Below are 19,610 nucleotides of genomic sequence, written 5' to 3'. Positions count from 1 at the left end.
CTGACACGTTCACGCGTATTGTGGTGACAGAGAAGCAGAGAACGTAAGGTGAACGGAACAACCACCGGAGCCGTATGTGCCCCTCACCCTAACCCTCTCCCCAAAGAGGGGAGAGAATTACAACCCTTTCCTGTCCATCAGCACCGCCAAATCCACCAGGCGATTTGAGAATCCCCATTCATTGTCGTACCACGCCAGGATCTTCACCATCCTGCCGCCAATCACCAGCGTGGAGAGCCCGTCGATGATGGAGGAACGCGGGTCGCCCTGGTAGTCGCTGGAGACCAGCGGCTCATCGCTGTAGCCCAGAATCCCCTTCAGCGGGCCGCTGGCCGCTGCGCTGCGGAACGCGTCGTTAACTTCCTGCACGGTCACGTCGCGGCTCAGGGTGACGGTTAAATCCACAATCGACACCACCGGAACCGGGACGCGCAGGGAGTAGCCCGTCAGGCGGCCGTCCAGCTCGGGGATCACTTTGCCCAGCGCCTTCGCGGCGCCGCTGGAGTACGGCACGATCGACAGCGCCGCCGCGCGCGCCCCGCGCAGATCTTTTTCCGGCTGATCGTGCAGCGCCTGGCTGTTGGTGTAGGCGTGGGTGGTGTTCATCAGGCCATGCTCAATGCCAAAGCGCTGGTGCAGTACCTGGGCGGCGGGGGCCAGCCCGTTGGTGGTGCAGCTCCCGTTGCTGACCACAAAATGCTGGGCCGGATCGTAACTCTCGTGGTTCACGCCCATCACCACCGTTAAGTCATCGTCCTTGCCGGGCGCGGAGATAATGACGCGCTTCGCGCCGCCGCGGGTGATGTGTACCGCCGCTTTCGCGCGCTCGGTAAAGAAGCCGGTCGCTTCAATCACCACGTCAACGCCCGCGTCGCGCCACGGAATATTCGCCGGGTCGCGCTCGCTGAACACCGTAATGCGCTGCCCGTCCACCTGCAGCGCGCCTTCTGCCGCCTCTACGGGCACCGGCAGCGTGCCGAGCAGAGAGTCGTGCTTGAGTAAATGGGCGAGGGTTTTGCTGTCCGTCAGATCGTTGATTGCCGCTATCTGAATATCCGGGTTGCCCAGCGCCGCGCGCAGGAAGTTACGTCCGATTCTGCCGAAGCCGTTAATACCGACCTTAACCATGATTGACTCCTTATCTGTGTTGTCTGGAGTCACTGTAGGCGTCGGCTGAAATGGCGTAAACGACAAAAAAGGATCACATTACGCCATTTTGCGGCAGTGAAAACGCTGGCGGTATTCGCCGGGCGTGAGGTGGAGCTGCTTTTCAAACACCCGGCGCAGATTGATGCTGCTGCCGAACCCGCTTTTCTCGGCGATGCGATCCAGCGGCTCGGCGGTCTGCTCCAGAAGCTGGCGGGCGGCGGCGAGGCGCGCTTCGGTCACGTATCGCGCCGGAGAAGCCCCGGTTTCACGGGTGAAGACGCGGGTAAAATTGCGCGGGCTCATGGCGACCTTTTCCGCCAGATTCTCCACGCAGAGGTCTGCGGTCAGGTTTTGCAGGATCCAGCTTTGCAGATCGCCAATCGGCCCGGAGGTGCCCGGCTGGTGAAGGTTATAGCGGCTGAACTGCAGCTGCCCGCCGGGGCGGCGCAGGTACATCACCATGTCCTGCGCCACGTCACGCGCCAGGCTGAAGCCGTAATCGTCCTCGACCAGCGCCAGCGTCAGGTCAAAGCCGGAGCTCACGCCGCCGGAGGTCCAGATGGGGCCATCCTGAATATAGAGCGGGCCGCCTTCGACCTTCACGTCAGGGTAGGTGGATTGCAGGGTCTCCAGCAGCCGCCAGTGGGTGGTTGCCCGGCGTCCGTCGAGCAGACCCGTCTGCGCCAGCAGCATCGCGCCGCCGCAAATCGAGGCCACGCGGCGGGCGTGCGGGGCCGCAAGGTGCAGCCAGTCCACCACGGCGGTGCTCTCCAGCTCGTTCATTCCGCGCCCGGTAATGATGATGGTATCGAGCGGCTCGCGCGGATCGAGCTCCGGCAGGCGGTAATCCGCCAGCAGGTTCAGACCAGACTGGCCGTGGATCACCTGGTGGGGCTGGGTGGTGGCGATAATGATGCGGTAGCAGGGATGCTGCAGGCCTTCCGGGTGCAGCCGGTTGGCCTGCATCAGAATATCTGCGATACCGGCGGCCTCGAACAGCATGCCGCCGTCAGGAACGATAATCAGGATCTTTTTCATGTCCTGAAAAGTACCTTTATCGCAGAATAAGTCAAGCCGCGGTTGACTGCGCAACCGGCTGGGCTGTGGGTTTTTTCATCGGAATGACCGCGATAATCAGCGCGCCCAGCACCAGGAATCCGGCCACCATAAAGATCCCGGCGTTGAAATTCCCGGTCGCGTCCTTCATCAGCCCCATCAGCAGCGGGCCAAGGGCGGCGCCCGTCATCCCGGTGGCGTTGATCACCGCAATCCCCACCGCGCGGGCGCGCAGGGAGATAAACCGGTCCGGCGTTGTCCAGAAAATCACCATCGCCGCAAAGGCGCCCGCAGAGGCCATCACGATCCCGGTGAACTGAACCAGCGGATGGGTGCTGCTTGCCGTGAGCATCCAGCCAAGCGCGGCGAACAGGTAGGGGAGCAGGGTGTGGATCTTACGCTCGTTCAGCCTGTCGGAGCGCTTGCTCCACCAGACCATCGCGATGATGGTACACACCTGCGGAATGGCGCTCAGGATCCCGATGGTGACATTGCTGCTGGTTTCGTTGAAGCTGCGCAAAATCAGCGGCGTCCAGACGCTCAGGGCGCTGAGGGTGTTGGTCAGGCAGAAGTAGGCCAGGGTGTAGAGGATGATCACCGGGGTAAAGAGTTCCCGCGCCAGGCTGCGCTGGGCTGCGGGGGCGGCGCTGGCCGCGAGCTGGGTTTTCTGCACCGCGACCTTGTCCGCCTCCAGCATTTCGTTCAGGCAGGCTTTATCGTCTTCGGTCAGCCATTTGGCCTTCGCCGGGCTGTCGTCCAGCCAGAACCAGACCACCAGCCCCAGCAGCACCGACGGGAACCCTTCCAGCAGGAACAGCCACTGCCAGCCCTTGAGGTTGAGCAGGCCGTCCATGTTCAGAATGTAGCCGGAGGCCAGCGAGCCGAGCGCCATCGTTACCGGCATGGCAATCATAAACAGCGCGTTGGCGCGGGCGCGGTAGTGCGCCGGGAACCAGTAGGTTAAATAGAGCAGCAGACCCGGCAGGAACCCGGCTTCGGCGATCCCCACCAGCATGCGCAGCACGTACAGGCTGTTCGGCCCGGTGGCAAACATGGTGGCGGTGGAGGCGATGCCCCAGACAACCATCAGAATGGCGATCCAGCGCCGCGCGCCCACGATGCTCAGCATCACGTTGCTCGGAATGCCGCAAATCACGTACATCACGTAAAACAGGGTGGTCGCAAGGCCGAACATGGTGCTGGTCAGCCCCAGATCTTTGCCCATCGTCAGCCCGGCAAAGCCAATATTGATGCGGTCGAGGTAGGAGAAAACGAACAGGATAAATAAAAATACGATTAAGCGGCGGAACAGCTTTTTGATCACCGCCTGCTGGCGCGGATCCAGGGTGTTTTCATCCGCGCCGGGCGGGGCCAGGGTGCCATTTTGGCTTTTTTCTACAGAGGCATTGTCGTTCATGGAAGCTCCACATTGCGTTTTTTAGTATTGAGCGTGCAGGTCGGCTAACGTATAGAAAATCGCCACCTGCGGCGTCAAATTAATGTTCAAAAAATGATACGTAATTGTTAATTGCATAGCATTTGTGAATCATAATGCGAGGGCGATCTCATAACCCGGCGCGAACGACTCAGGCTCAGGTAGCGAGGGGAAAATATGCGGCTATAGCCGTTGCGGGTTCGCGGGGTATAATTGCGCTATCTGCCGCCTTTTTTGGTAAGGAAACGCATGAGTAGTATTAAAAAAACAGCCGAGGAACAGGCCTCCGATCCCGCCTTTCATCGCGAGGAGTTTCCGTTCTACTGGATCGTTAACGTCTACGCCCGCTACACGCAAATCATGGAAATTACGCTAAAAAAAGCCCAGCTCGATGTCTCCGGCTTCCGGGTGCTGATGGTGACGCACCAGTACGGCAAGGCGAGCATTTCGCAGATCTCTGAATACGCGATGGCGAAAATGCCCACCGTCACCAAAATCGTCGGTCGGCTGCGCGAGGATGGTCTGGTCACCACCGCCAGCTGCGCAAATGACGCCCGCGTGACCGAAGTCATGCTCACCGACACCGGACGGCAAAAAGTGGAAGAAGCGATGGCGCAGGCGAGCAAAGTTTTCGACAAAGGCTTCAAGGGAATGACCGCCAGTCAGGTCTCACGGATGAATCTCTCCCTGGCGAAAGTGCTGGATAATCTCAACGAGCTTTAAGCCAAAAAAGCCGAATGACAAATTTGTGACCCGCGTAGATATTTCTTATAACTCTATGTAATTCATCGTCTTTTTCATGCAGGCCGCGGCGACTGATTGCCGCGGCTTTCCCCGCCGATTTCCTCTTTTTTGTTTTAATTTTCATCACCATGCCCAAGTAGTTACATTCATTATGTGGTTAATAAATTGTTATCGCCGCGTAAAATTAACGTGAAACATTACTTGAATTTTCATCTAATTCTTCCATGATTGACCTAACGTTAGTCAGGACAAAAGACGGCGTCGACCGTCGGCCTGAATGTGATTCATCATTTCTGGTTAAGGTGTCAATCATGAAGCCAGTTTTAGAGAGCAATGGTTATATCGAGCAGTTCACCCTCGGCGACGGCGACCTGCGCTTCGCCGTAAAAGACACGCTGGATATCGCCGGATACCGCACCCGGGCGGGCTGTCCGGCGCTGGATGCATCCCCCGCACCCCGTTCCCACGCGGCGGTGGTATCAGCGCTGCTTGAACAGCGCTGCGTCCTGACCGGAAAAACCACGCTGCACGAGCTGGCGTTTGGCGTTACCGGCATCAACCCGCGCTGCGGAACCCCTGTTAATCCGCGCTATCCGGCGCTGATCCCCGGCGGCTCCTCCAGCGGCTCGGCGGCGGTGGTCGCCTCCGGCGAGGTGGATTTTGCCCTCGGCACGGACACCGGCGGGTCGGTAAGAATGCCTGCCGCCTGCTGCGGCGTGATTGGCCTTAAGCCGGGCTACGGCGTATTGAGTCGGGAAGGGGTGATGCCTGCCGACAGCTCTCTCGACTGCGTGGGCGTCTTCGCCCGGGAAGCCGACGTTCTGCGCAAGGCGATGACGCGCCTGGGGGTAACGGTTGGCGAACCGCTGGCGGCGCTTCCGGCGATGGCCTACGTTCCGGCTGCCGCGCAGGAGATAGACGCCTGCGTTCAACGCTTCCTGTCTGATTTGAATCTCTCTCCCCGGCAGGCCGATCTGCCGCTGCTTGAAGACGCGCACCGCGCCGGGCTGACCCTGATAAGCCACGAAAACTGGCTGGCGCTGGGCCCGCTGCTGGCAAGTGACGCGGTTTCCGCCGACGTGGCCTCCCGCATTCGCGCCGGCGCCGACGTGAGCCGGGATGCGCTGGCCAACGCCGAGCGGGTGCGGGCCGCGTTTACCGAACAGGTGGACGCCCTGCTTGAACGCACGCCGCTGCTGGCGATGGCGACCCTGCCCGAGCTGCCGCCAACGCTGGAGGAGGCCAGCGATCCGCTGAGCGTCGTCAACCTGACGCGGCTGGTGCGCCCGTTCAACCTGAGCGGCCATCCGGCGCTGACGCTCCCCGCAGGGGAAATCGACGGTCGCCCGGTGGCGCTGCAGCTTATCGCACGCAAAGGGCACGACGGGCTGCTGGTGCAGGCCGTCGAGTGGCTCACGGCGCGACGACGCCATTAACCCACCCTGATTCCCGCTACTGACTGACTCAGTGAGCTTGACTCATTGCGGCCCCGCTCGCCCTCGCGACAGCCGCGGATAACTATTCGGAGGACGCTATGTCTGCTGTACAGGTTCGTGAAGAGCTGGTTTCGCTGCTGAGTGACGTTGCCGCGCGCAGCCGGGATTTTGAGCACCAGCGCCATATTTCTGACGACGTGATTGCCCGTTTCAAAGAGGTGGGGGTCTACCGCGCCCTGGTGCCGAAAATGTACGGCGGCGACGAGCGAACCCCTGCGCAGTTTTGCGAGCTGATCGAGCAAATTTCCGTGGCCGACGGCTCTGCGGGCTGGGTTGCCAGCTTCGGCATGAGCCCGTTTTACCTCGGCGCGCTGCCGCCCGATACCCTGAAAACGCTCTATCAGGACGGGCCGGACGTGGTGTTTGCCGGGGGGATATTCCCGACGCAAAAGGCGATACGGGTTGACGGCGGCTACCGCGTCAGCGGGCGCTGGAGCTTTGCCAGCGGCAGCATGGGGGCCTCGGTGCTCGGCGTGGGCATTTTGCCGGACGGCGATGCGCCGCTCCCGCGCATGGCGGTGCTGCCTCGCGAACGGGTGCAGATCGATCCGGTCTGGGACACGGTCGGGCTGGCGGGTACGGGCAGCCACGATCTGCTGGTCGACGATGCGTTTGTCCCCCACGAATGGACGTTTGTGCGCGGCGGGGCGCTGAATCTCGACGGCCCGCTGTACCGCTATCCGGTGCTGTCCCTCGCCACCCAGGTGCTGTCGGTGGTGGCGCTCGGCGTGGCGCGGGCGGCGCTCAATGAAATCTACGCCATCGCCCATCGTCAGCAGTCTGTTACGGGCGCGCCGTGCCTTGCGGACAGGCCGCAGGCGCAGATGCAGATTGCCCGCTGCGAAGCGGAGCTGCGCTCGGCGCGCGCCTGGTTCTATGACGCGATTGACGACGTCTGGCAGTGCCTGCTGGCGGGCAACGACCCGAGCTGCGAGCAAATCAACGCCCTGCGGCTCTCTTCTACCCACGTCACCCGCGTGGCCGCCGACGTGGCGCGTCACGCGCTGGCGCTCAACGGCATGGGCGGCGTCACGCTGGCCAGCCCGCTGCAGCGCTACGTGCGCGACACGATGGTGATTACCCAACATGCCTTTATGGGCGACCTCTCGTACCTCAATGCCGGGACGGTCTTTTTCGGCGGCAAACCGCTGCCGGGCTACCTCTAACGTCAACAACAGGAGCAACACATGAGCCAGACAACAACCCTACGCGTGCTGTTTTGCATCGGCGTGAATCAGAACTTTTTCGACGCCAGCGCGCAGGAGGCCAAACAGGTCTGGGCCGCGTTCGGCGTGATGATGAAGGGCATCGAAGAGACGCCGGGGATCCGGGTGATCGGCAACATGGATGACGACCAGCTGATGGTCGGCCCGTCCACCACCGCGCCCTGGACCACCTACGTGCTGGCGGACGCCGAGCGCCTGGAGAACGTCGCCGCCGTCTGCAACCTGTTCCGCACCACCCCGGTGGGCGATGGCGGCAGCAGGCTGTGGAAGTACTGCAAAATCGAAGCCCGCGTGGGGCGCGAACTGATTATCCAGAGCTAGCGGAGCCGCGATGAACGTCCAGGATGCGCTGCGCTTACAGCAGCTTGAAGAGTGCCAGGCCGCCCGCGTCTGCATGAGCCACTACATGCACCTGTGCGACAGCATCGATTCCCCCGACACCGTGCAGGCCATCGGGGCGCTGTTCACCGCCGACGCCTGCTGGGAGGGCGTCGGTGAACCTTACGCCACGCGCCTCGGGCGGCATCTCGGGCGGGAGGCGATCGTCAGCATGATGGGGCGCTACGTGCGCACCCCGGCGCATTTCGCCATGAACGCGCACTTTCTCTGCTCCGAAGCGCTGTGGCACGCGCCGGACGGCGTGCTTCACGGGCGCTGGATGATGCTGCAAACCTCGGCGTTTAGCGCCGGCGGCGCGCACCTGAATGCCGCAGAGATCGGCGTCACCTTTGAGCGCGGCGAGCGGGGAGTGGCTATCCGCCACTTCACCACCCGCAATCTGTTCAGCAGGCCGGTAGACCACTGGCACGCGGCGGACGCGCTCCCCGTACCGGATAACGAATAAGACCCGCAGGAGACTGGCTATGCAATGCGAACGCATTAACGTAACGAATATCGACACCGGCGCACCCGCCGCGCCGACGGCGGCAGAGATCGCGGCGCTGGTGCAGCCCGACCGGGTACACACCTCGCTGTACACCTCTGACGCGCTGTTCCGCCTGGAGCTGGAGCGCATCTACAGCAAAACCTGGGTCTGGGTCGCGCACGCCAGCGAAATCCCGGACGCGGGCAGCTTTAAAACGACGGCGGTCGGCACCCAGCCGGTGATCGTGGTGCGCGACCGGAAAGGCACCGTTCACACCCTGCTGAACCGCTGCCGCCACCGCGCGGCGACGGTGTGCGAGCACCGCAGCGGCAAAACCAACAGCTTCGTCTGCCCGTACCACGGCTGGGGCTATGCGCTGGACGGCAGCCTGCGCGGCGTGCCGCACCCGGAAAGCTATGCCGACCAGCTGGAGAAAGGCGAGCTGGGGCTGGTGTCCCTGCGCACCGAGCAGTACGCGGGGATGATCTTCGCCACCTTCAACGAGCAGATTGAGCCGCTGGAGGATTTCCTCGGCGCGGCGAAAAAGTGGATGGATCTGTTTATGAAGCAGGGGGCGGGGTATCCGATCAGGACCGGGCCAGCGCACCGCTTCCGCTTCCCCGGCAACTGGAAAATCCAGCTCGAAAACACCACCGACGGCTATCACTTCCCGGTGGTTCACCGCTCGTTCCTGAGCTCGGTGGATAAGCAGACCGAAGAGATGCTCAACTTCGTGGACGGCAGCGGCTACGTCGAGGATTTGGGCAACGGTCACAGCGTGATGGTGATGATCCCCGAGCTGGTGGATCTGGAGGCCAACCTCGACGCGCCCATCCCGGAGCGCTTCACCGAACTGGCGGACGCCCTGCGCGCCGATTACGACGAAGCGCAGGTGCGCCGCATCGTGCGCGCCGTCGGCGGCTCGGGCTTTAACCTCAACATCTTCCCCAACATCGCCTGTTCCATGGCGTTCTTCCGCGTGCTCCAGCCGGTGTCGGTCAATGAAACCGAAATTCACCACGCGGTCATCACCATGGACGGCGGGCCGGAGATCGCCAACCAGGCGCGGCTGCGGCTTCACGAACACTTCCAGGGGCCGATGGGCTTTGGCACGCCGGATGACTCCGAAGCCTGGGAGCGCGTCCAGCGCGGCGCCACCGCCGGAGAGGACCTGTGGATCATGCTCAACCGCGGGCTGGCGGGGGAGTACCGCACCGACGACGGTCTGCGCAGCGACGTGAGCGCCGAGACCGGGATGCGCGCCGCCTACCAGCAGTGGAAAAAATTAATGACGGAGACAGAACAATGATGACACCGGATCCCGCGCTCTTTACCGCCATGACGGTGGTCAACCTTGAGGGCGATCTGCTTGACCAGGGCGAGTTCAACGCGTGGCTCGAGCTCTGGCAGCCTGACGGCCTGTACGTGGTGCCGATTGACCCGGCGGCAACGGATTTCAGGAACACCCTCAACTACGCCTGCGACGATCGTCACATGCGGGAGAAGCGCGTGCAGCGCCTTTACAGCGGCGAATCCATCTCCACCACGCCCCGGGCCCGCACGCTGCGCACCCTGTCGCGCTTACGCGTGCTGGAGTCCACGGACGCGCGGATCGTGGTGCGCGGGGCGCAGTCTTTATGGGAGCACCGCAAGGGCCACAGCCGCCACTACGCGGCGGACATCACCTGGCATTTACAGCAGCAGGACGGGCGCTGGCTTATCCAGCAGAAGGTGATCCGCCTGGTCAACAGCGACGATGTGCTGCACAGCATCGGCTACATCCTCTGAGGAGCACCCTATGGCACACACCGTACTAATCACCGGCGCGGCAGCAGGGCTTGGCAACGTCATCGCCGCCAGCCTGCTGGAGCAGGGCTTTCAGGTGGTTCTCACCGACGTCGACGCGGCGCGCGCCCGGCAGGCGGCAGACCAGCTGGACAACGGCAGGGTGCTGGCGCTCGGCTTAGACATTCGCCAGCCGCAGGATTTTACCCGCGCGCTGGAGGCCACCGTTGCGCGCTTCGGCAGCCTTGAGGTGCTGGTGAACAACGCCGCGCTGACCCTGGCAACGCCGCTGATGGAGATAGGCGTCGACGAGTTCGATCTGGTGCTCTCCACCAACCTGCGCGGCACCTTTGTCGGCTGTCAGACGATGGGGCGCTACTTTGCCGAACGCGGCTACGGGCGAATCATCAACCTCGCGTCCCTTGCCGGGCAAAACGGCGGCACCGCCTCCGGGGCGCACTATGCGGCCTCGAAGGGCGGCATTTTGACCCTGACCAAAATCTTCGCCCGGGAGCTGAGCAAATCCGGGGTGACGGTGAACGCCATTGCCCCCGGCCCGATGGATTTGCCCATGGTTCACGCGCTGGTGCCGGAAGAGAAAATGGCGGGTCTGCTCCAGACGATCCCGGTGGGCGCGCTCGGCGACGCGGCGTTTGTCGCCCAAACCGTGGCCCTGCTTGCCTCTCCTCAGGCGTCGTTTGTCACCGGGGCAACCTGGGACATCAACGGCGGCCTGTTTATGCGCTAAGGAGCCCACATGCTGACTTTACAGGTTATCCGCCGCGAGCTGCGCGGCGACGTGGTGCTGCTCACCCTGGCGCACCCCGATGGCATCGCGCTGCCCGCCTTTCGCGCGGGGGCGCATATCGACCTGCACCTGGGCGCTGACCTGGTGCGTCCGTACTCCCTGTGCGGCGACCCGCAGGATCGCCGGCACTATCAGCTGGGCATCCTTAAGGAAGGAAGCTCGAAGGGCGGCTCTCTGGCGGTACACGCCCTGCGCGAAGGGGATGCGATCGCCGTCAGCGAGCCGCGCAACCTGTTTGCGCTGGACGATAGCGCGGCGCACACCCTGCTGATCGGCGGCGGGATTGGCGTCACGCCGATGCTGGCGATGGCCGCAGAGCTGCACGCCGCCGGGCGCTCGTTCGCGCTGCACTACTGCGCGCGCTCCCGCGCTCATGCGGCCTTTGCCCCGCATCTGGACGCGGCGGACTATGCGGCGCACCTGCACTTCAGCGACGAGCAGCGCCTTAACCTGGAGGCGGTGCTGTGCGACGTACCGCCCGATACCCACGTTTACGTCTGCGGCCCCGCGCGCCTGATGGAGGCGGTGAGCGAGCAGGCGCTGCGCCACGGCTATGCCCCGCAGCAAATCCACCAGGAGTGCTTTAGCGCCGAGCTGCACACCGCGGGCGGCGCGTTTGAGGTGGTCGCCGCCGCCAGCGGCATCGCCGTCACGGTGCTGGAAAACCAGACCATCGTGGAGGCGCTCGGGCAGGCGGGGCTGAAGGTCAACGTCTCCTGCAGGCAGGGGATCTGCGGAAGCTGCTTAACCGACGTGCTGGAGGGCGAGGTGGATCATCGCGACTGCTATCTCACCGACGAAGAGAAGGCCGACGGCGATCAAATCCTGCTGTGCTGTTCCCGCGCGAAGGGCGGGCGTTTAGTTATCGATCTGTAAGGGGATTTTATGACTCTGCAAACTGAATTTCGTAATGCGATGGCGCAGCTTGGCAGCGCGGTGTCGGTGATCACCACCGACGGCCCGGCGGGAAAATTTGGCTTTACCGCGTCCGCCGTCTGCAGCGTGACCGACCAGCCGCCCACCCTGCTGGTCTGCATGAACCGCAACTCCTACGCCCACGAGCACTTTCGCCGCAACGGGGTGCTGTGCGTCAACGTTCTCGCCAGCAACCATCAGGAGCTGTCCGGCATTTTTGCCAACGCCAGCCTGCGCTCGGAGCAGCGGTTCCTTCACGACAGCTGGCAGGTGCTGAGCAGCGGCGCACCGGTGCTCAGCTCTTCCGTGGCGAGCTTCGACTGCCAGATTGCCGACTGTCACGAAGTGGGCAGTCACTCGGTCTTTTACTGCCAGGTGCAGGCCATTCGCATCAGCGAGCAGCCGCGCGGGCTGGTCTATTTCAACCGCCGTTACCATGCCATCGGGCATGACGCTGAAGCCTGATCGTTTTTCCTGAATACAGGGGTGTGCGTAATGAGCAACGTCGTCACAGATAACAACATCGCCGCCGGGGCGAGTCAGGATGCGCGCCAGATGCGCAAGCTGGTGATCGCCTCGGTGCTGGGGAATGCGCTCGAATGGTATGACTTTTTCCTCTACGGCACCGCCGCGGCGCTGGTCTTCGGGCCGCTGTTCTTCCCGGTAGGGGGCGACCCGCTGCAGGGCACCCTGCTGGCGTTCTCGGGCTTTGCGGTCGGCTTTCTGGCGCGCCCTCTCGGGGGGATCGTCTTCGGGCATCTCGGGGATCGCTACAGCCGCAAAATGACCCTGATCATGACCTTGACCCTGATGGGTGCCACCACGTTCGTCATCGGCCTGCTGCCCACCTATGGCCAGATTGGCCTCTGGGCGCCGCTTACCCTGATTATTCTGCGCTTTTTACAGGGCGTGGCCTCCGGCGGCGAGTGGGGCGGCGGGGTGCTGATGCTGAGCGAAAACGCCCCGGCGTCCCGGCGCGGCTACTACACCGCCTGGAGCCAGATGGGGGTATCCGGCGGGTTTGTGCTCTCGGCGTTTGCCTTTTACCTGGTGCAGAAGCTGCCGGAGCCCGACTTTATGCGCTGGGGCTGGCGGGTGCCGTTTTTACTGAGCATCGTCATCTTCTTAGTGGGCGTCTACATCCGCAAGAACATCCGCGAAAGCAGGGCCTTCACCCAGGCGAAGCCGGAGGCGAAACACGAAAAAATCCCGCTGCTGATCCTGGTGCGCGAACACCCGAAGGCGCTGATGCAGGCGATTGCCCTGCGCCTGCCGGAGAACGGGGCGTCCTACATCTTCTTCACCTTCTCGGTGGTCTATGCGAAGCACATCGGCATCAGCACCGGGGACATTATCAGCGCCGTGTCGCTGGCGATGCTGGTGGAGTTCTTCTCGATTCTGTTCTGGGGCGCGCTGTCCGATCGCATCGGCCTGAAGCCCGTCTATTACATCGGCGTTATTGGCCTGCTGGTGATGGCCTTTCCGTTCTTCTGGCTGCTCGCCACCGGCAGCTACGGCTGGATCATGCTCGCCATGCTTCTCGGCCTGCCGTTCTGCCACGGGGCGATGATTGGCACCCAACCCTGCATCATGAGCGACCTTTTCCCGGTGCGGGTGCGCTACTCCGGGCTGGCGCTCGGGCACGAGGTGGGATCGATATTCTCAGGCGGGCTTGGCCCGATGCTGGCGGTGGCGCTGCTGATGGAGTTTAACGCCTCCTGGCCGGTGTCGCTGCTGCTGGTGGGCTATGCGCTTCTGGCGTGGATTGCGCTGCGCAGCCTGCCGTCTAAAAAAGAGGTGACACCATGATTAACAAGATTTTTTCAGGGACGGACGAGGCGGTAGAGGACATCTTCGACGGCGCGGTGGTGATGGTGGGCGGCTTCGGCCCGGCGGGCCAGCCCTCGGCGCTGCTGGACGCGCTGATCCGCCGCCGGCCGCGCGGGCTGACGATTATCAGCAATAACGCCGGGAACGGGGAGTACGGCCTGGCGGCGCTGCTGAAAGCCGGGTGCGTCAAAAAGGTGGTCTGCTCTTTCCCGCGCCAGGTGGATTCGTGGGTGTTCGATGAACTCTACCGCCGGGGCGACGTGGAGCTTGAGCTGGTGCCGCAGGGGAACCTCGCGGCGCGCATTCAGGCGGGCGGCGCGGGGCTGGGGGGAATATTCACCCCGACCGGGTTCGGCACCGAGCTGGCGCAGGGGAAAGAGACGCGCCGCATCGACGGCAAAGATTACGTCTTTGAAACGCCCCTGAAGGCCGACTTTGCGCTGATCAAAGCCCTCAAGGGCGACCGCTGGGGCAACCTGATTTTCGATAAAACCGGGCGCAACTTTGGCCCGATTATGGCGACCGCGGCGGCCTGCACCATCGCCCAGGTCAGCGAAACCGTGGCGCTGGGGGCGCTGGATCCGGAGGCGGTGGTCACGCCGGGTATTTTTGTGCAGCGCGTGGTGCAGGCTGCCGCCGCGCTTAAGGAGTCCGCGTGAATAAATTAACCCATCAACAGCTGGCCCAGCGCATCGCGCGGGATATCCCGGAAGGGGCTTACGTCAATCTCGGCATCGGGATGCCGACCCACATCGCCAACTATCTGCCCGCCGACCGCGAGATTTTCCTGCACAGCGAAAACGGCATTCTCGGCATGGGGCCCGCCCCGGCGCCGGGGGAAGAAGATCCTGAGCTGATTAACGCCGGAAAACAGCCCGTCACGCTGCTCGACGGCGGCTGCTATTTCCACCACGGCGACTCGTTCACCATGATGCGCGGCGGTCATCTGGATATCTGCGTGCTGGGGGCGTATCAGGTTTCCGAGCGCGGCGACCTGGCGAACTGGAGCACCGGCGAGCCGTCCTCGATTCCCGCCGTGGGCGGGGCGATGGATCTGGCGATTGGCGCCAAAAAGGTCTTTGTGATGACCGAACACCTGACCAAAAGCGGCGCCTGCAAAATCGTCAAAACCTGCACCTATCCGCTCACCGGGATAGCCTGCATCGACCGCGTCTATACCGACATGGCGGTGATGGATATCACCCCCGAGGGCGTGGTGGTGCGCGAGCTGTTCGGGGATATCACCCCGGCGTATCTGCAGTCCGTCACCCCCGTCGCGCTGACCTTCGCGCTGCACCCTGAAGACGCCACGGCCTGAGGAGAATACATGGATCTGGAATACCGACTGGACGGCGCAAAAGACGCGCCGCTGCTGGTGCTCTCGAACTCGCTGGGCACCACCTGGGAAATGTGGGAGCGGCAAATTCCGGCGCTGACGCGGCATTTTCGCGTGCTGCGCTACAACACGCGCGGGCACGGGCGCTCCCCGCTGCCGGCTCACCCGATAAGCCTGGCGTCGCTGGGGCGGGACGTGATTTCGCTGCTCGACAATCTTGGCGCCGAGCGGGCGTACTTCTGCGGGATCTCCCTGGGGGGAATGACCGGGCTGTGGCTTAACCGCTACGCGCCGCGGCGCTTTCATCGTCTGGCGGTGGCGAATACCGCCGCCAGAATTGGCGAAACCGCCGGGTGGCTTCAGCGTGCCGACGCGGTGCGCGCCGGGGGGATGGCAACGGTTGCCGCCACCGCCGCCGACCGCTGGTTCACGCCCGCGTTTCAGCGCGCGCATCCCGGGGTGGTGGATTCGCTGGTGAGCGGGCTGGCGCAAACCCCCGCAGAGGGCTATGCCGCCTGCTGCGAAGCGCTGGCGCGCGCCGACCTTCGCGATGAGGTTCCGGCGATGCCGCGCCCGATGCTGGTCATTGCCGGCGAAGAGGATCCGGTGACCACCCCGCGCGACGGCGAAGCGCTGGCGGCAGGGGCCCCGCACGCGCGCTACCTGGCGCTGCCCGCGTCGCACCTGTCGAACATCGCCTGCGCCGAGGCGTTTAATCAGCACCTTATCTCTTTCTTTACTGCCGGAGCCGACCATGAGCATCACGATTGAGTCCATCGCCTGTTGGCTGGTGGATATCCCGACCATTCGCCCCCACAAGCTGTCGATGGCGACGATGGGCTGCCAGACGTTGACCCTCGTGCGCATGACCTGCGCCGGGGGCGTGACGGGCTGGGGCGAAGCCACCACCATCGGCGGCCTGAGCTACGGTGCCGAAAGCCCGGAGGCGATCCGGTCCGCCATTGAAACCTACCTTGCGCCGCTGCTGTGCGGCAACACCTTCAGCGGCCCGGCGGCGCTTGCCGAAACCATGAACGCCAGCGTGAAGGGCAACACCTTTGCGAAATCGGCGCTCGAAACCGCGTTTCTCGATGCGCAGGGCAAAGCGCTGGGAGTGCCCGTCAGCGCGCTGCTCGGCGGGGCGCTGTGCGCGCGGCTGCCGGTGCTCTGGACGCTGGCGAGCGGCAGCACCGAAAAAGACATCGAAGAGGGCAAGCGGCTGCTGGCGGAAGGGCGGCACCGCGCCTTTAAGCTCAAGATCGGCGCCGGCGAGCTGGCCCGCGACGTGCGCCACGCGCTGGCGATCAAAGAGGCCCTCGGGGACGAAATCAGCATTCGGGTGGACGTCAACCAGGCCTGGGATCTGACGACCGCGATAAAAGGGATGCGCCAGCTCCAGGACGGCGGCATCGACCTGGTGGAGCAGCCCATCCCCCTGTGGGACAGGCAGGGGCTGATCGCCCTGAGCCAGCGTTTTGAGGTGCCGATTCTGGCGGACGAGGCGGTCGCCACCGGCCACGACGGCTACGCGCTGGCATCCGGCGGCTTTACCGGCGCCTACGCCCTGAAGATAGCCAAAGCGGGCGGCCCAGCGCAGGCGCTGAAGCTGGCGCACGTGGCGCAGGCGGCAGGCGTCGCGCTGTACGGCGGCACCATGCTGGAAGGCACCCTCGGCACGGTGGCCTCGCTGCACGCGTGGTCAACGGTGAGGATGCAGTGGGGCACCGAGATGTTTGGCCCGCTGCTGCTGAAAGACGATGTCGTGGTGCGCCCGCTGGACTTCAGCGACGGGCAGGTAAGCGTCCCGCAGGGGCCGGGCCTGGGCGTTGAGATTGACGAAGACAAGCTGCGCCATTACGCGCGCCAATAAGGAGTTCTGATGCTGTTTAAAGTGGAAATGACGGTCAACATCCCCGCCTCGCTGCCCCAGGCGCAGGCGGATGACATCAAGGCCAAAGAGAAAGCCTATTCCCGTCAGCTGCAGCGCGAAGGTAAGTGGCTGCATATCTGGCGGGTGGTCGGGCAGTACGCCAACGTCAGCATCTTCGACGTGGCAGATAACCAGGAGCTGCACACCCTGCTGACCGGGCTGCCGCTCTATCCCTACATGGAGATTAGCGTGCAGCCGCTCTGCGCGCACCCGTCGTCGATTGAGAACAAATAGAAAACCGTACCCTACAATAATGAGGAACACGCAATGTCCAAGAATCCGGCACATCAGTCAGAACTGGAAACCTTGCTGGCAATCAGCAGCGGTTTAAACGCGGACGGCGGCGGCGACCGCTTCAAGCAAATCATGCATCAGGTGCTGAGCGACCTGTGTCAGACCATCAAAAAGTTCGATATCACCGACGAAGAGTTTTGGGTCGCGGTGAACTACCTCAACGAGCTGGGCGAGCGTAAAGAGGCGGCGCTGCTGGCGGCGGGCCTGGGGCTGGAGCATTACCTCGACATGCGCGCCGATGAAAAAGAGGCCGCGGCGGGTCACGACGTTGGCACCCCGCGCACCATCGAAGGGCCGCTGTACGTGGCTAACGCGCCTTTGAGCGACAGCTTTGCGCGGATGGACGACGGCAGCGAAAACGCAGAAACCATGTGGCTGCACGGCAAAGTCACCGATCTGGACGGCAACCCGGTGGCGGGGGCGGTGGTGGATATCTGGCACGCCAATACCCACGGCGGCTATTCGTTCTTCGACCCGTCGCAAAGCGAGTACAACCTGCGCCGCCGAATCAAAACCGGGGCCGACGGCACCTACGCGGCGCGCAGCATCGTGCCGTGCGGCTACGGCTGCCCGCCGGATGGCCCGACGCAAAAGCTGCTCACGGGGCTGGGGCGACACGGCAATCGTCCGGCGCACGTTCACTTCTTCGTCTCCGCGCCGGGCTTTAAGCACCTGACGACCCAGATCAACCTCAGCGGCGATCGCTACCTGTGGGACGACTTTGCCTTCGCCACCCGCGAGGAGCTGATCGCCGACCCGGTGAAAATCACCGACGGCGACCTGGCCCGCGCGCGGGATATCAACGGGCCGCACACCGAGGTGAGCTTTAACTTCGCGCTGGTGACCGCCGCCGGGAGCGACGAAGAAGCCCGCGGGAAACGCGCCCGCGTGAAGGAATAAGCGGCAAGGGCAGCGGGAAACCGTTGCCCACTTTTTTGGCAAACCTATGCAATTTAAGTTCTTTGTTATTTCAGGCGTAATCGCGGATTGTCTGGGCATTGAGCCACTGACGAAACGGCGTCTGAAGGAATGGGTAAATATCTACACCCGCAGCAGCGCGACCATATTCACACCCTTGCCGCGCGCTTTATCTGGCGCAGCGAGCTGCCCACCTGGCTGCTGATCGCGGCGGTTTACGGCGGCTGGTTTGCCGCGCTGCTGTACTGGCAGACGCTCGGCCTGCTGGCGTCCACGCTGCTGCTTATCTGGTTCACCGCCTGGTATATGTCGCTCCAGCATGAGCTGATCCACGGCCATCCAACGCGCTACCCCTGGCTCAACCAGCTCTTCGGCACGCTCCCGCTGGCGGTCTGGTATCCCTATGGCGTCTACCGCGACTCGCACCTGGCGCACCACCGCAACGACCATCTGACGGTGCCGCAGGACGATCCTGAATCCTACTATTTTACCCAGGACACCTGGGCGCGGTTCCGTCCGTGGCAGAAGCGCGTCATCCACCTGCGCAATACCTTTATCGGGCGGCTGCTGCTGGCGCCGCTGCTGGATATCCTGCACACGCTGCACGGTGCCGCACTGGCGTTTCGCCACGCCGACCGCCGGGGGATGGCGATGTGGCTGATCCACGTCGCGCTGCTGGCGGCGCTGTTTGTCTGGATGGCGCGCCTGGGGTTCTCTCCGGTCTGGTTCGTGCTGGCGGTGAGCTATCCCGCGCTGGCGCTGACCAAAGTGCGCTCGTTCTATGAGCACCGCGCGGCTGACGATCCGCTGGCGCGCTCGGTGATCAACGAGGCCGGGATCGTCTGGCGGGTGCTGTTTTTAAATCTCAACTACCATTCAGTACATCACGATCTGCCCGGCGTGCCCTGGTACGGCCTGAAGGCGATCTATCTGCACAGCCGGGAGGCGTATCAGCAGCGCAACCGGGGATTTGTGGTCAGAGGATACGGAGAGTGGCTGCGCCAGTTCTGGCGTCAACCGGTGGACGTCACCGCGCATCCAGGCGTGAAGCAAGGGGAGGAGTATGGGCCATCAGCTGGCATTTCCGATGTACGCCGTTAATCACGCCGACGCGGACGCCCTGCGCCGGGCGGTGCAGCACCTGCTGGCGGCGCGCGGCCTGGCGGTGAACGACGCCCCCGGCGTGCCCGAAACCGCGCTGCTGGCCCACTGGCAGCAGCCTGATTTGCTCCTGAGCCAGACCTGCGGCTACCCGCTGGTAACGCAGCTGCCGGACGTGCAGGTGGTGGGCTGTTTTCACTATGCCGCACCGGGCTGTGAAGGGATTCACTACCGCAGCGTTCTGGTGACGCGCGAGGCGGATAAACACCTGACGCTGGCGGATTTTCGCGCAAGGCGGGCGGTGTGTAACTCCCCGGATTCCCAGTCCGGCTACAACGCGCTGCGCAGGCTGCTCGCGCCCGTCGAGCTGAGAGACTACTTCGCGCAGGTGACCTTCAGCGGCAGCCACCGGCAGTCGCTGGTGAACATCACGCGCGGCGAGGCGGATATCGCCGCAATCGACTGCGTAACCTGGGCGCTGCTGCAGCGCCATGAGCCGACGCTTGCGCGCGGGCTGACGGTCATTGACCGCACCCCCCTGACGCCGGGATTGCCGCTCATCACCGCCCGCGAAACGCCGCCCGAGGCGCTGCGGACGATCCGCGAAGCGCTAAGCGCGCTGGTGACTGCGCCTGAGTATCGGGCGGTGTGCGAGGCGTCGTTAATACGAGGGTTTAGCGCGGTAACGCGTCAGGCGTATGCCGGGCTGCTCGCCTGAGCGT

Annotated in this window: 22 protein-coding genes; 19 read left to right on the top strand and 3 right to left on the bottom strand. The window is 63.6% G+C overall.

What is annotated here, in order from left to right:
* Window positions 1-117: 117 nt before the first annotated feature.
* From gap to hpaX, 3 genes are all read right to left on the bottom strand, one after another.
* Window positions 118-1,128, bottom strand: a complete 1,011-nt coding sequence (gap, locus tag AB6V08_RS07625; RefSeq protein WP_368542117.1) for a type I glyceraldehyde-3-phosphate dehydrogenase — start codon at window positions 1,126-1,128, stop codon at window positions 118-120.
* Window positions 1,129-1,206: 78 nt separating this feature from the next.
* Entirely contained in the window at window positions 1,207-2,187 is a 981-nt protein-coding gene (locus AB6V08_RS07620) for a GlxA family transcriptional regulator (protein ID WP_368542116.1), read from the bottom strand.
* A gap of 31 nt (window positions 2,188-2,218) precedes the next feature.
* Window positions 2,219-3,622 (bottom strand): 4-hydroxyphenylacetate permease, encoded by a 1,404-nt coding sequence (hpaX, locus tag AB6V08_RS07615; RefSeq protein ID WP_368542115.1) that lies wholly within the window; start codon window positions 3,620-3,622, stop codon window positions 2,219-2,221.
* 267 nt (window positions 3,623-3,889) lie between these two features.
* Between hpaX and AB6V08_RS07610 the strand changes: the two genes are divergently transcribed.
* The 19 genes from AB6V08_RS07610 (at window position 3,890) to AB6V08_RS07520 (ending at window position 19,606) form a co-directional block, all read left to right on the top strand.
* Window positions 3,890-4,363 (top strand): MarR family winged helix-turn-helix transcriptional regulator, encoded by a 474-nt coding sequence (locus AB6V08_RS07610; protein WP_368542114.1) that lies wholly within the window; start codon window positions 3,890-3,892, stop codon window positions 4,361-4,363.
* 332 nt (window positions 4,364-4,695) lie between these two features.
* On the top strand, window positions 4,696-5,820 hold the full coding sequence (locus AB6V08_RS07605) for an amidase (RefSeq protein ID WP_368542113.1): 1,125 nt from the start codon (window positions 4,696-4,698) through the stop codon (window positions 5,818-5,820).
* Window positions 5,821-5,918: 98 nt separating this feature from the next.
* Window positions 5,919-7,046, top strand: coding sequence for an acyl-CoA dehydrogenase family protein (locus AB6V08_RS07600; RefSeq protein ID WP_368542112.1), 1,128 nt, complete (start codon window positions 5,919-5,921; stop codon window positions 7,044-7,046).
* Window positions 7,047-7,067: 21 nt separating this feature from the next.
* A complete protein-coding gene (locus tag AB6V08_RS07595) occupies window positions 7,068-7,427 on the top strand; it encodes an IacB protein (RefSeq protein WP_368542111.1) in 360 nt (119 codons plus the stop codon).
* Between the two features lie 10 nt (window positions 7,428-7,437).
* The gene (locus AB6V08_RS07590) at window positions 7,438-7,950 is read left to right on the top strand and encodes a nuclear transport factor 2 family protein (protein WP_368542110.1); all 513 of its coding nucleotides are present in this window, start codon (window positions 7,438-7,440) and stop codon (window positions 7,948-7,950) included.
* Window positions 7,951-7,969: 19 nt separating this feature from the next.
* On the top strand, window positions 7,970-9,280 hold the full coding sequence (locus tag AB6V08_RS07585; protein WP_368542109.1) for an aromatic ring-hydroxylating oxygenase subunit alpha: 1,311 nt from the start codon (window positions 7,970-7,972) through the stop codon (window positions 9,278-9,280).
* The gene (locus tag AB6V08_RS07580) at window positions 9,280-9,759 is read left to right on the top strand and encodes an aromatic-ring-hydroxylating dioxygenase subunit beta (RefSeq protein ID WP_368542126.1); all 480 of its coding nucleotides are present in this window, start codon (window positions 9,280-9,282) and stop codon (window positions 9,757-9,759) included. The genes AB6V08_RS07585 and AB6V08_RS07580 overlap by 1 nt, the downstream gene beginning before the upstream one ends.
* A 10-nt stretch (window positions 9,760-9,769) precedes the next feature.
* Complete coding sequence (locus AB6V08_RS07575; protein WP_368542108.1) at window positions 9,770-10,504, top strand: SDR family NAD(P)-dependent oxidoreductase; 735 nt, start codon at window positions 9,770-9,772, stop codon at window positions 10,502-10,504.
* 9 nt (window positions 10,505-10,513) lie between these two features.
* Window positions 10,514-11,440, top strand: a complete 927-nt coding sequence (locus AB6V08_RS07570) for a PDR/VanB family oxidoreductase (RefSeq protein WP_368542107.1) — start codon at window positions 10,514-10,516, stop codon at window positions 11,438-11,440.
* Between the two features lie 9 nt (window positions 11,441-11,449).
* A complete protein-coding gene (locus AB6V08_RS07565) occupies window positions 11,450-11,944 on the top strand; it encodes a flavin reductase (protein ID WP_368542106.1) in 495 nt (164 codons plus the stop codon).
* A gap of 30 nt (window positions 11,945-11,974) precedes the next feature.
* A complete protein-coding gene (locus tag AB6V08_RS07560; protein WP_368542105.1) occupies window positions 11,975-13,288 on the top strand; it encodes an MFS transporter in 1,314 nt (437 codons plus the stop codon).
* The gene (locus AB6V08_RS07555) at window positions 13,285-13,968 is read left to right on the top strand and encodes a 3-oxoacid CoA-transferase subunit A (RefSeq protein WP_368542104.1); all 684 of its coding nucleotides are present in this window, start codon (window positions 13,285-13,287) and stop codon (window positions 13,966-13,968) included. The genes AB6V08_RS07560 and AB6V08_RS07555 overlap by 4 nt, the downstream gene beginning before the upstream one ends.
* Window positions 13,965-14,627: a 3-oxoacid CoA-transferase subunit B gene (locus AB6V08_RS07550; RefSeq protein WP_368542103.1), complete on the top strand. Its 663-nt coding sequence runs from the start codon at window positions 13,965-13,967 to the stop codon at window positions 14,625-14,627. Before AB6V08_RS07555 ends, AB6V08_RS07550 begins: the two co-directional genes overlap by 4 nt.
* A 9-nt stretch (window positions 14,628-14,636) precedes the next feature.
* Window positions 14,637-15,416, top strand: a complete 780-nt coding sequence (pcaD, locus tag AB6V08_RS07545) for a 3-oxoadipate enol-lactonase (RefSeq protein WP_368542102.1) — start codon at window positions 14,637-14,639, stop codon at window positions 15,414-15,416.
* On the top strand, window positions 15,400-16,515 hold the full coding sequence (locus AB6V08_RS07540) for a muconate cycloisomerase family protein (RefSeq protein WP_368542101.1): 1,116 nt from the start codon (window positions 15,400-15,402) through the stop codon (window positions 16,513-16,515). Before pcaD ends, AB6V08_RS07540 begins: the two co-directional genes overlap by 17 nt.
* A 9-nt stretch (window positions 16,516-16,524) precedes the next feature.
* Window positions 16,525-16,809 carry a muconolactone Delta-isomerase gene (gene catC / locus AB6V08_RS07535; RefSeq protein ID WP_368542100.1) on the top strand — a complete coding sequence of 95 codons (285 nt, stop codon included), beginning with the start codon at window positions 16,525-16,527 and terminating at the stop codon, window positions 16,807-16,809.
* 33 nt (window positions 16,810-16,842) lie between these two features.
* Entirely contained in the window at window positions 16,843-17,769 is a 927-nt protein-coding gene (gene catA, locus AB6V08_RS07530; protein ID WP_368542099.1) for a catechol 1,2-dioxygenase, read from the top strand.
* A 129-nt stretch (window positions 17,770-17,898) separates the two neighbouring features.
* Window positions 17,899-18,888 carry a fatty acid desaturase gene (locus tag AB6V08_RS07525; RefSeq protein WP_368542098.1) on the top strand — a complete coding sequence of 330 codons (990 nt, stop codon included), beginning with the start codon at window positions 17,899-17,901 and terminating at the stop codon, window positions 18,886-18,888.
* Window positions 18,851-19,606, top strand: coding sequence for a phosphate/phosphite/phosphonate ABC transporter substrate-binding protein (locus AB6V08_RS07520; RefSeq protein ID WP_368542097.1), 756 nt, complete (start codon window positions 18,851-18,853; stop codon window positions 19,604-19,606). Before AB6V08_RS07525 ends, AB6V08_RS07520 begins: the two co-directional genes overlap by 38 nt.
* Window positions 19,607-19,610: the final 4 nt, after the last annotated feature.

This window comes from Enterobacter soli (assembly GCF_964208575.1).
GTDB classification, from domain to species: domain Bacteria; phylum Pseudomonadota; class Gammaproteobacteria; order Enterobacterales; family Enterobacteriaceae; genus Enterobacter; species Enterobacter soli_A.
The sequence above is the reverse complement of the archived record's forward strand: the minus strand, read 5'-3'. Positions and strand labels throughout refer to the sequence as shown.